This is a genomic window from Sulfurovum sp., assembly GCF_041551015.1.
GTDB lineage: Bacteria > Campylobacterota > Campylobacteria > Campylobacterales > Sulfurovaceae > Sulfurovum.
The window spans coordinates 1-10,764 of sequence record NZ_JBFENQ010000057.1; the positions used below are offsets into that span (position 1 = coordinate 1).

A 10,764-nucleotide genomic window follows, 5' to 3' on the forward strand; every position below is an offset into this window, starting at 1 on the left:
TAACGTATATAATCCAGTAGTAACTGATTCACCTCATACAATAAGATGGAGAGTATCAGCAATCCTACAATCCAATAAAGAGATCTTTTTGATCTAATAATTTCCATGAATCTATCTGTTCCTACTTCTCTTACAGTAAGGACAAAAAGTACCCAACCACCGATACTCCCGGCCAATGCAAGTCCCGAAGCACCAAGAGGGTGCATGAGTATCAGTGATGCAGAGACAGAGGTGATGAGAGAATAGACAGCGATCTTGGCTGCTTTGAGATGTCTATGCGATGCATAGAGAAACAGAGAAAAGAGTTTTGTCAGTCCAAAAGGAAGTAATCCAATCATATACATTTGCAGTACACTTACTGTTTCCAGTGTCTGTACTGTTGTAAATTTTCCTCTCTCAAAGAGTAACCAGACAATCGGTTCTGCAAGTAGGATACCACCAACCATAGCCCCACCTAACAAAAATGAAAGTAACCAAAAGGCTTGGTTTAGATTCTTGTAGGCTTCTGTTTCATTCTTATTTTTAAGTGCTTTTGAAACAGCAGGAAAAAGAACCGTAGCAGTAGCAATAGCAATGATGGCAAGTGGAAGCTGAAAGACACGGTTGGCGTAAAAGAGATAAGAGACAGAGCCTGTCATGAGAAATGTTGCCAAGAGCGTGTCTATAAACGCAGAGATCTGAGGTGTTGAATTTCCCAGTATTCCTGGTAAAAAGAGAGATTGAAACTGTTTTTTTTCTTCATTGACATCTTTACTTTTTCTGTATTTCCATCCCCCTACAAGGATCTTGTGAAGATTTAGTTTGTTTAGTGTGAGAAGATGAGCAATTACCTGTAATAATCCACCTATGAGTACAGAAAAACTGAGTGCATATGCTACTGTTTTTGGATCTTCTTTCATATAGATGTAAAGTGCTGCGATCATAGAGATATTGAGCAGAGCAGTTGACATAGCTGTAGTGGCAAAGTGGTTCTTGTATTGGAGCAGTGTGGCTAAAAATGTTACGATAAAGATAAGATCCAAATACCAAAAGTTGATGGCAGTTAAGGGAGCAGTTTGTGCTATAAGCTCTTCACCCCATCCCAATGCTAAAAGTTTAGTGATGGGTTCTGGAAAAAAGGTTATGAGCAGTGAGAAAGTCATTAAAAAGAGTAGAAATCGTAAAAATATAGCGGTGGCAAATACCCCTTTATGTTTTGAAGCGACAAAAGAAGGCATGAAAGCTTGCGTAAACGCACCTTCGGCAAAGATACGACGAAAAAGATTGGGAAGTTTGAATGCGACAAAAAACATATCACTCCAGACCGAAGCTCCTAGGGCAGAAGCCATTAGTACATCACGCCCCAAACCGGTAACACGTGAAAATAAGATACCAAAGCTGTTAGTGAAGATGGATTTAAGTCGCATAATACTCTTTAGTGTTAAATTAGAAGTATTTTAGCGTAATGTAGATATGAAATAAAAACATGTCAATTTGACATATTTATGTATCTAGTGAAAAACTCTTGATATACTGTGACAACTAAAATGAATAAGGGCAAATATGATAGTAGGCATAGAAGGTACAGTAGAAAGAAAAGACCCCACTTTTGTACATATCAATGTAAATGGACTGATTTATGAAGTGATGGTGTCTCTTCACACATCTAATACTATAGAAGACAAAAAAGTAAAACTTTTTGTGACACAGGTCATACGTGAGGATGCTCATCTTCTTTTTGGATTTATGGATACAAATGAAAAGAAAATGTTTGATACGGTCTTGAAGATAAATGGAGTAGGGCCTAAAGTAGGGCTGGCCATTTGTTCTACTTTTACACCTGAAACTTTTGCAAAAGTAGTAGCTTCTAAAGATGTCAGTATGCTTAAGAGAGTACCAGGCATAGGTCCAAAAGCGGCAAGTCGTATCTTGGTAGAGTTGGCAGACTTCATCGTAGATGGAAATGAGGAGAGTGCCAACAGTGGAGCATTGAGTGAGGCAATGATGGCCCTTGAGAGTTTAGGATTTAAAAAAGATGCTATTCAAAAAGCACTTCATGGATGCAGTGGCGATACGAGTACACTTGTGAAAGAGGGATTAAAAAAATTACAGAGGTTGTAAGGTAAATTATTCCCCAAGATGTTTTTAGTTGGAAAGAAGGTAAATAAATGCAAGATAACTTAGGAATCCCCCTAAGGTCCAAGCAACTATATGAATAATTCTAATTTTACATTTTTCTTCATCTTTCTCCGCTAATTCATTTATTATTTTATTAGCAGTTGCTAGTTCTTTTTCTAATTCTTCAATTGTTTTCATATTTAGCCTTTAATGTATAACTAATTATAAAGTTTAAAGCTTTAAGTATCCTGCTTTTAGCGCTCATAGTAGAAGAGAACAAAACAATAATTACAGTATTTAATTTTACCAAATACTGTAACCAAATTTGATGTTCAGGGAATTATTTAGAGTATCATCCTCTATTTCATGACTGTAGGAAAGTGTAGTAAACCATTTTTTGTTAATTTTATAAAAAAGTGTACTCATGACAGATTTTGATGGTTGATATGCGGTAAATTTACTTTCAGCATAACTATAAGCGATATTTACATAAAAGTTTTGAGTAAAAAAATAACCGCTTCCTACATAAAAAGTATTAATGTCCTGTAGAGGATCTATATTATCTTCATCATTGATGAATGTATGGCTTGCTCCAGCAAAGAGTGAGAGCGATGAGATGGGATAATAGGTTAGAGAACTATAGAGTGTATAGTCTGTTTTGTTACCTGTAAAATCATATGTAGGCAATTTAATACCTAAACCAAGACCGAGTTTTAGAGAATCATTGAGTTTGAATTTTCGTTTTATTTTGAGAATGGTGTCCTGCATGCCATTCTCTGAATCAGTTTGAAAATATCCTGTTCGAACTGAATAACTCCACTGATCACGATAATAAATAAGTTGAACTTTTGATGTATGTTGTAACTCTCTGTCTAATGTATCTTCATTGTTACTTATTCCATATCCAAAACTGATATCTAAACCATCATTGTTTTTATCTTCCGGAAAGATCAGAGTACGTGTTGAACAGCCTTGTTGATTTACTACATCTAAAAAAGGTGTATTTTTGCATTGATCTACGGAATCAGGTACACCATCCATATCTTGGTCTTTGATCGTTTCTGCAGAATTTAGGGTAGTAAGTGTGAAACCTAGTAAAAGTATCTTAGTCATCGTCATCATGTTCATCCTCAATATGGTCTTCAGTTTCGTTTTCAATATGCTCTTCGGTTTCATTTTCTATACTCTCTTCAGTTTCATTTTCAATACTTTCCTCAGTTTCATTCTCTATACTCTCTTCGATTTCATCCTCAACACCTTCTTCAGCTTGATTCTCTGTTTCATTTTCTATATCTACTTCTATTTCATCTTCATATTTGTGATGCCTGAGTATTTCATTTCTCTCACATCTTTCTTTATTTTTATTGGTTTTACATATCTGTCTAACGTATGTTTGCCTTACACGATGTTTTAATTCTTTGATGGCTTTTTCACTATGTTCACTTTGGGTAATAGATTTGAGTTTGGTTATAGCATCAATACGAGCATCTTCATTCATATGTGAAATTTCTTGTTTAAATTGGTTCATAAGCATGAAGCGTTCTTCTATTGATGCTTTTTGAATAGCTTCAATACGTGCATCCATATCTGCATAAAGCGGTACAATGAATAACAATGATAGTAAGCATTTTAAAATCAATTCTCTCATTGTTACTCCTTTCTCAGGTGTTGAAAATTCAATACAATTTTTGTACCATAGTTGGTCTGACTTTGAATACTCATGCCTATATTGAGTTCATTACATAATTTATTGACAATATGCAGTCCTAAGCCAATGCCTCTGTCCTGTTCTTTATAGTAGCGTTGCAGGACTTTATTAATATCTTTTATACCTTTACCTGTATCTTCGATACTTACAGTTTCATTGGAAATGGTTACTTTTACTTCACCATTTACTTTATTATATTTTGCAGCATTACTGAGTATATTATCAAAAATACGCATAAGAAGTTCATGGTTGGTATTTTTTACTAAATCATTTTCCTTGGTATATATATAGGCTAAATTTGGATAGATGTTTTGTATATTATTTAAACGCTCCTCCACCAATTTTGCAATATCTACATTTTGACTCTGCGAGGGAGAATTATGTAGAAAACTTTTTAAATTGTTTTGCAAGCGTAGAATGTTGTCTATGCTTTTGGAAAGTCTTGAAATATAAGGATCGTCACCTTTTTCATCTTTAAACATTTTAATATTAAGGATCATGGATGTAATGGGTGTATTGAAATCATGTAAGATATCTTTTATAAATTCATCGTTGAGACGCAGTGCTTTTCTGATAGGATTCAAGCTATAAAATGTAAAAAACAGTGCAACTCCGAAGAGAAGTAGGGAAGCCAGAATAAATTGAAACCAGAGTGAATGGGTAATCTCTTCTATATCTGTTTTAAGTTTATCTTCCCCATAAGAGATCTTCATATAATATTTTTTTGATTTAGGAATTGTAAAATAAGCATGTGTTCCATTGCCATCATAAAGTCTATTGAGTATGTTTTCACTTTGTGGTGCAAAATCAAAAGAGAATTGTTCACATTCTAAGGAATAGCTGCACAGCTGCATGCTTTGTAAAAGAGTATGTCTGTACTCCGTTTTTTTTGTATGATACAATTCAACAAAAAGCAATACAAGAAGTATCTCCAAAAGAGAGAAAAAAACAAGAAAATTTTTAAAGAGAGACTCTTTTTCATAGTTTTTCAAGTATATACCCTTTCCCTCTGATATTTTTGATATTGATGTCTAACTTTTGTTTTATTTTAGTAATGGCTACACGCAAAGCAGTATCTGAAATATGATCAAGACATTCATAGAGTTCTTCTTTGGTGATCACCGAACCACATTGGCATAAAAGTTTCTCAAAAATTTTAAATTGTACATTGCCTAGATCAACGATCTCTCCATTAAATCTGATGATCTGTGATTGTGGATCATACTCTAAATGTCTGTACGTAAGTGTAGATGTTGAAAATTTTGCTGCGATGCGTATAAGCAACTCTTGAGGATCAAAAGGTTTTTTAATGTAGTCAATAGCCCCTAATTGAAATCCTTCTGCCATAGAGTTCATATCTGTCAGTGCAGTGATGAAGATGGTAGGTGTTGTATCGTCTGCATATCGAAGAGATTTCAGAAGATCGATACCATTACCTACAGGTAAATTAATATCGAGCAAGTAGAGATCATAGGTATTGTTAAAGGTTAACTCTTCTGCTTCTTCTATACTGAGTGCAGTATCTACATCGTAGCCTTCTTTTGAGAGAAAGAGTTGTAGTGTTTCAGAGAGTATATGATCATCTTCAAGCAGCAGTAGTTTCATCTAGTTTTATTCCTTTAGTGATGATAGTTTACCATAAGAAGAGTTGAAGTGTCGAGGTGAGAAATATTCTCACCTCTTATAGAAACTATCTAAGTAGGGAATCAATCCCAATTGGTCCATTATGGCAATCGTTACAACTTATTTTATGTCCTTTTGTAATGATTGCGTATATATTTTACCAAGAGTTGTGTTACCCGTGTGTTAGCAGAGTGTTAAATAAAAACCTTAAGTTCTTTGTGTCACCCGTCTGGCAGAAACAAATGTTTCGGCATAGCTGCCATGCGTAAGAGGTGAGATGATGATACCCTGTTTTTTGGAAGCGGCATGGATGAAGTTTCCATTGCCCAGGTAGATACCCACATGCGTGATAGGTATACCTCTTTTTTTATCTGTAAGAAAGAAAAGAAGATCGCCTTTTTGCAGGTTCTCCATGTTAACAAAGTAACCTTGTTTGGATTGTTCCCATGCGGTTCTAGGGAGGTTGATGTTGTGCTTTTTGTAAAGGTATTGCACATAACCAGAGCAGTCAAATCCTTCAGGTGTTGTACCGCCCCAAACATATTTACCTCCTTTGAAGTACTTGGCATCTTCTAAAAGTTTTTGTTTGTCTATTTCTGAAATTTTGTAGGTTTCTCCTACTTTTCTTGCGGCTTCCTGTGCTTGTGCAATGCGATCTGATCTTTGACGTGCAGCTTCCGCCATACGAGCAAGATACTCCTCACGGTGAAGTTCATCATAGATGGCTTGAAGTGAATACTCTGTGGCTTTTTGGTTGAGAAAGGCATTTTCTGTATGCAGAATCTCTTTACTTTGAACAATATTCCCTTGTTGGTCAGTAATGGTAAAGAGACTTGCCGAAGAGAGTGAAAAAAAGCATAAAGATGTAAAAATCGGTTTGAACATATATCCCATCCATATTTTTTTATACTATAGCACAAAAAATATGAATGAAGGTTTTCTAGTGAACGGTTCCGCAAAAGTTTGCATCACATCCATTGACTGCACCGGAAAATTTGGAGTTGTCCATAAGGAATTTCATGAGACGCTCTTTACGGTTTTGGAAAAGTGAACTTTTAAGATTTGTGAGTGCTTCTGGTTTATCTTTGTGTATCTTTTCAAGTTTTCCCGGAGTCTCAAAAAAGAATTCCCAGTCATCTTCGTCTATTTGTTTAGCCATATAAAATGGAGTTCCGTGACAAGAGGTGCACAGTTTTTGTACAGTTCGTAATGCCTTTGTATCATATTTCTCCGCGGTATAAGAGAAGGAGCTTAAAGCAATTATAAGGAATGCAGAAGTAATTATCTTTTTTAAATTTGGCATTAGAAAGACCTTTTTTATGGCTATTATAGTGAGTACCCTGTGTACTTTATGTGTAGTCTGTATTTAGTTACGGGATGAATAGGATATAATACGCTCCATGGATCATAAAATCATCATTATAGGAGGAGGGGCAAGTGCACTGATGCTTGCATCTCTACTTCCTAAAAACACAGCTACTATTATAGAGTCAAACCCCAAGCCAGGTGCGAAGATACTGGTCTCTGGTGGAGGCAAATGTAACATTACCAATGCGCGTATGGGAACAGAATACTTTCTTGGTGATGAAAGTTTTGTACAGCAGCCCTTAAAAAAATTCAATGAAAAAGCACTTTTGAGATGGTTGGAGAGACAAAATCTGCACCCTGTACTTAGGAAAGAAACACAGTACTTTTGTAAAGATTCTGCTAAAGAGTTGTTGGATATTTTTTTAAAAGAGAGTAAAAAACAGACACTTTGTACATCTGAGAAAGTCTTGGAAGTAACGAAACGTGATGAGACTTTTTATGTGAAGACAAATAAAAAAACACATACGGCAAGAGCGGTAGTAGTTGCTTCAGGTGGATTGAGCTTTCCTAAAATTGGCGCAAGCAGTATAGGGTACGAGATCGCAGAATCATTTGGACATACGGTGGTGAAAACTGCACCTGCACTGGTAGGTTTTACTGTACAAAAAGACCAGTTCTTTTTTAAAGAACTCTCAGGGGTGTCTACAGATGTAAAGATACATGTTGGAGATAATGTTTGTGAAGGTGCTTTGCTCTTTGCACACAAGGGTATGAGTGGGCCTGCTATTTTGGATGCATCTCTTTACTGGGAAAAAGGAAAAATAGAGATTGATTTTTTACCAAACTTTTCATGGAAAAGTGTACAGGGAAGTAAAAAACAGATATCTTCACTCCTACCTATTCCAAAGCGTGTTAGCAAGGCATTTTTGTTACAATTTCAGCTCGAAGACAAGCCATTTTATCAGCTTACAAAAGAGGAGATGGAAATACTTCAAACCTTAAGTCACTACAGCCTTGCACCTGCAGGTACATTTGGTTACGCTAAAGCGGAAGTGACCAAGGGTGGCGTGGAGACATCTGAAGTAGATAGCAGTACGATGATGAGTAAGAAAGAAGATGGACTTTATTTTATAGGTGAGGTTTTGGATGTAACAGGAAGACTTGGAGGTTACAATTTTCAGTGGGCATTTTCAAGTGCTTACAGTTGTGCTAAAGATGTATCTACAAGAGAATAGTAGTGCAAATTAGTATTATTGTGACACAAATATGACACGATTATTGTATATTATTTTTTTGAATTTAAATTGAGGGGATTTATGGTGAAAAAATTTATGAGGTTGATACTTTTGGGCGTATCTGCTATTGTATTGAGTGGATGTGGTGTGGAAACACCAGATTCTGAAGGTTGGAGATCAGTCCAGAAAGATGAGTTTTTGGAGATACTTAAAACAGATAAATATGCTTCTATTTGTAATCAACAGGCATTATATGAGAAAGTAAAAGAGAGTGAAAATTCCAAACTCATGTCTAAATTACTTATAGCGTATACTAAGAATCTTGCCAATGGTTGTATAGATCTGAAAAGTTTCAATGCATCTCAAGAGAAAAGGGTAGAGAAGAAGATTGCAACCTACTATGAAACCTATCTGCAAGATGTTAAAGAATCCGACATTATGAGGAAGCTCAAAGCGGGGCAGAGTATAGAAGAGATATTAAAACCTTATGTCCCTCAGTATGCGCAGTTTTTTGATCTTAAAAAAAGATATATGCTTTTAGAAGGTGATGCAAATACTTCAAAAAAAACACTTCGTAAAATTCGTCTTAATTTAGAAAGATTGAAATTGATGAAGCCAGGCCTTGGAGACAATTATGCTTTGGTCAATGTACCTGAGTATACTGTCCGTGTGATTGATAAAAATGGTACAGCTGTGGCAATGGCAGTTGTAGTGGGTCAAAAACATCAGCAAACACCTATATTTTCTGCCAATCTCCAGTATGTGACACTTAACCCTCAATGGGGTGTGCCAGACAGTATTGCCAGAAATGAAGTGATCCCGCAAATGTTAAAAGATCCAACTTATTTGGCAAGCCACAATATGGTCATACGTAAGTCTTATGACCTTAGTACACCCGAGATTGATAAGGATTCGGTAGATTGGAAAGCATATCTCATTAAAGAGAAAGACAGTAAAGATATGACGTATAAGTTTATAGAAGTACCATCTAAAAAGAATGGTCTGGGACGTGTAAAGTTCATCTTCCCTAACAAACACTCTGTCTATATGCATGATACACAGTCAAAACATCTCTTTAAACGTAAAGTACGTACCTACAGCCATGGATGTGTAAGACTTGAGAAGCCAGTAGTTATGTTGGAACACATCTCAAAAAATTATACCTCTAAGAGTCCTGAGGAAGTCAAAGAGTGGTACGATTCTTTGGAAACAAAACATATGGGTCTAAGTAAGAAGTTACCTGTACATACGGCATACTTAACCACATATGTAGATGAGTGTGGTGACTTGTTATCATTCCGTGATATTTATGGTTTTGATAAGTCACAGAAACTTAATTTCTAACAAAGGGAGAAGATGACACGGGCATGGCTTATATTAGCTGATATCCTTCTCCATCTTCTTCTTTTATTCTCACTGGTATTTTTTTATACGTTACCTCTTTTAGAACAACATATTATAAAGGAAGATCACATAATAAGTGAAAAATCATTTAGCAAAGAAAACCTTATCGATGTTAACCTCGATGAGAGACTTGCTTTACTTGCAGGCAAAGTGGGGGACCCCGTTTTTATACGTATCTTTAAAGAGGAATCGCTCTTGGAAGTATGGATACGCTCCGGGGCAGAGTACCAGCATTTAAAAGACTACTATATCTGTGCCTATTCTGGCTACCTGGGACCAAAGTTACAAGAGGGTGACAGACAGTCTCCAGAAGGTTTTTATAAAGTAAAAAAACACCAACTCAATCCAAACAGCAAATACCATCTCTCCTTTAACTTGGGCTTTCCCAACAAATATGATCGTGAGCATAATCGTACAGGTTCATTTTTGATGGTGCATGGTAACTGTGTTTCTGATGGATGTTATGCCATGACAGATGGGAAGATTGAAGAGATCTATACTTTAGTAGAAGGTGCCTTGCAAAAGAGCCAAAAGTATGTACAGGCGCATATTTTTCCATTCCGTATGACAGATGTAAATTTGGCTCTATATTCTGAGAGTGAGTGGTTTGATTTTTGGGTAAATCTCAAAGAGGGGTACGACTATTTTGATGTAGAAAAACTGCCGCCCCATATAAAAGTAGAAGATAAACAATATACGATATATGAAGCAAATGAATAGTAGTTTAATCATTTAAAACCTCTTACATTTTTTACATACACTTTTTATTTCACTAGTATAATAAGTATTTATACAATAATTTAAGTTTTTTTGATACAATAAAGTATGAACTAGAGGTGTGATTGAGATATGCATCTAGCATAGTATCTTTATCATAATAATAATACTTTATGCTGATCATTGAAAATGATGAGCTATATAATTCTAGGAGAAATAGTCATGGAAAAAGTATGTGAAGAGAAACTGGAAGAAATTGTAGTACTCCTGAATGATCCAGATGAAACTGTAATGATAGAAGAAGTTAAAGAGAAACTGGAAAAAATTCTAGCACTTGTGAATAATCCAGAAAAAATTGAAATGGAAAAAAAAGAAAATAAAGAGAAGCTGGAAAAAGTTGTAGCACTAGTGAATAATGCAATGGCTAATCCAGACATTGAGCTTGAATATTGTATACCTGATGTTTCTGGAGATCCTTATATGCACTTGAAATATGCGGCTAATGGGACACATATAATGGAACAAAAATTACCTATTAAACATCGCTATCTAAATAAGACACCAGAAGATATTGCAAACCTTATAACCTTCTATATAGAGCAGTTTATTGAGGAGATTGATTCTGTGGAGCATGGTGCACAGTAAGAAGTTCACTACAGAGTATAGACTATA

At 35.5% G+C, this 10,764-nt stretch carries 13 protein-coding genes; 5 read left to right on the plus strand and 8 right to left on the minus strand.

Translation table 11 applies throughout. From position 1 onward, the window contains the following. A partial coding sequence (murJ, locus tag ABZC96_RS05190; protein WP_373029571.1) for a murein biosynthesis integral membrane protein MurJ occupies nucleotides 1–1,406 on the minus strand: 1,406 nt, incomplete at its 3' end. 136 nt (nucleotides 1,407–1,542) lie between these two features. Between murJ and ruvA the strand changes: the two genes are divergently transcribed. Continuing rightward, nucleotides 1,543–2,100 carry a Holliday junction branch migration protein RuvA gene (ruvA, locus tag ABZC96_RS05195; protein WP_373029573.1) on the plus strand — a complete coding sequence of 186 codons (558 nt, stop codon included), beginning with the start codon at nucleotides 1,543–1,545 and terminating at the stop codon, nucleotides 2,098–2,100. A 24-nt stretch (nucleotides 2,101–2,124) separates the two neighbouring features. Here the strand turns inward: ruvA and ABZC96_RS05200 are convergent, their stop codons facing one another. From ABZC96_RS05200 to ABZC96_RS05230, 7 genes are all read right to left on the minus strand, one after another. After that, the gene (locus ABZC96_RS05200; protein WP_373029574.1) at nucleotides 2,125–2,295 is read right to left on the minus strand and encodes a hypothetical protein; all 171 of its coding nucleotides are present in this window, start codon (nucleotides 2,293–2,295) and stop codon (nucleotides 2,125–2,127) included. A 105-nt stretch (nucleotides 2,296–2,400) separates the two neighbouring features. Beyond that, a complete protein-coding gene (locus ABZC96_RS05205; protein WP_373029576.1) occupies nucleotides 2,401–3,219 on the minus strand; it encodes a hypothetical protein in 819 nt (272 codons plus the stop codon). Further along, entirely contained in the window at nucleotides 3,203–3,745 is a 543-nt protein-coding gene (locus tag ABZC96_RS05210) for a hypothetical protein (RefSeq protein ID WP_373029578.1), read from the minus strand. Before ABZC96_RS05210 ends, ABZC96_RS05205 begins: the two co-directional genes overlap by 17 nt. Nucleotides 3,746–3,747: 2 nt before the next feature. Further along, the gene (locus tag ABZC96_RS05215) at nucleotides 3,748–4,797 is read right to left on the minus strand and encodes a sensor histidine kinase (RefSeq protein ID WP_373029580.1); all 1,050 of its coding nucleotides are present in this window, start codon (nucleotides 4,795–4,797) and stop codon (nucleotides 3,748–3,750) included. Further along, nucleotides 4,784–5,410 carry a response regulator transcription factor gene (locus tag ABZC96_RS05220; RefSeq protein WP_373029581.1) on the minus strand — a complete coding sequence of 209 codons (627 nt, stop codon included), beginning with the start codon at nucleotides 5,408–5,410 and terminating at the stop codon, nucleotides 4,784–4,786. Before ABZC96_RS05220 ends, ABZC96_RS05215 begins: the two co-directional genes overlap by 14 nt. 225 nt (nucleotides 5,411–5,635) lie before the next feature. Further along, nucleotides 5,636–6,313, minus strand: coding sequence for a C40 family peptidase (locus ABZC96_RS05225; protein ID WP_373029582.1), 678 nt, complete (start codon nucleotides 6,311–6,313; stop codon nucleotides 5,636–5,638). 55 nt (nucleotides 6,314–6,368) lie between these two features. Next, nucleotides 6,369–6,731, minus strand: a complete 363-nt coding sequence (locus tag ABZC96_RS05230) for a hypothetical protein (protein ID WP_373029583.1) — start codon at nucleotides 6,729–6,731, stop codon at nucleotides 6,369–6,371. Between the two features lie 97 nt (nucleotides 6,732–6,828). Here ABZC96_RS05230 and ABZC96_RS05235 point away from each other — a divergent pair, with 97 nt between their 5' ends. The 4 genes from ABZC96_RS05235 (at nucleotide 6,829) to ABZC96_RS05250 (ending at nucleotide 10,737) form a co-directional block, all read left to right on the plus strand. After that, on the plus strand, nucleotides 6,829–7,971 hold the full coding sequence (locus ABZC96_RS05235) for an NAD(P)/FAD-dependent oxidoreductase (RefSeq protein WP_373029585.1): 1,143 nt from the start codon (nucleotides 6,829–6,831) through the stop codon (nucleotides 7,969–7,971). Between the two features lie 81 nt (nucleotides 7,972–8,052). Beyond that, nucleotides 8,053–9,315 carry a L,D-transpeptidase family protein gene (locus ABZC96_RS05240; protein ID WP_373029587.1) on the plus strand — a complete coding sequence of 421 codons (1,263 nt, stop codon included), beginning with the start codon at nucleotides 8,053–8,055 and terminating at the stop codon, nucleotides 9,313–9,315. Between the two features lie 12 nt (nucleotides 9,316–9,327). After that, a complete protein-coding gene (locus tag ABZC96_RS05245; RefSeq protein WP_373029588.1) occupies nucleotides 9,328–10,095 on the plus strand; it encodes a L,D-transpeptidase family protein in 768 nt (255 codons plus the stop codon). Nucleotides 10,096–10,314: 219 nt separating this feature from the next. Next, the gene (locus ABZC96_RS05250; protein WP_373029590.1) at nucleotides 10,315–10,737 is read left to right on the plus strand and encodes a hypothetical protein; all 423 of its coding nucleotides are present in this window, start codon (nucleotides 10,315–10,317) and stop codon (nucleotides 10,735–10,737) included. Nucleotides 10,738–10,764 lie beyond the last annotated feature (27 nt).

What these genes read in the sequence shown, in the direction of transcription:
- ruvA (WP_373029573.1), top strand. Translation starts at nt 1,543, where the DNA reads ATGATAGTAGGCATAGAAGGTACAGTAGAAAGAAAAGACCCCACTTTT.
- ABZC96_RS05200 (WP_373029574.1), bottom strand. Translation starts at nt 2,295, where the DNA reads ATGAAAACAATTGAAGAATTAGAAAAAGAACTAGCAACTGCTAATAAA.
- ABZC96_RS05205 (WP_373029576.1), bottom strand. Translation starts at nt 3,219, where the DNA reads ATGATGACGATGACTAAGATACTTTTACTAGGTTTCACACTTACTACC.
- ABZC96_RS05210 (WP_373029578.1), bottom strand. Translation starts at nt 3,745, where the DNA reads ATGAGAGAATTGATTTTAAAATGCTTACTATCATTGTTATTCATTGTA.
- ABZC96_RS05220 (WP_373029581.1), bottom strand. Translation starts at nt 5,410, where the DNA reads ATGAAACTACTGCTGCTTGAAGATGATCATATACTCTCTGAAACACTA.
- ABZC96_RS05225 (WP_373029582.1), bottom strand. Translation starts at nt 6,313, where the DNA reads ATGTTCAAACCGATTTTTACATCTTTATGCTTTTTTTCACTCTCTTCG.
- ABZC96_RS05230 (WP_373029583.1), bottom strand. Translation starts at nt 6,731, where the DNA reads ATGCCAAATTTAAAAAAGATAATTACTTCTGCATTCCTTATAATTGCT.
- ABZC96_RS05235 (WP_373029585.1), top strand. Translation starts at nt 6,829, where the DNA reads ATGGATCATAAAATCATCATTATAGGAGGAGGGGCAAGTGCACTGATG.
- ABZC96_RS05240 (WP_373029587.1), top strand. Translation starts at nt 8,053, where the DNA reads ATGGTGAAAAAATTTATGAGGTTGATACTTTTGGGCGTATCTGCTATT.
- ABZC96_RS05245 (WP_373029588.1), top strand. Translation starts at nt 9,328, where the DNA reads ATGACACGGGCATGGCTTATATTAGCTGATATCCTTCTCCATCTTCTT.
- ABZC96_RS05250 (WP_373029590.1), top strand. Translation starts at nt 10,315, where the DNA reads ATGGAAAAAGTATGTGAAGAGAAACTGGAAGAAATTGTAGTACTCCTG.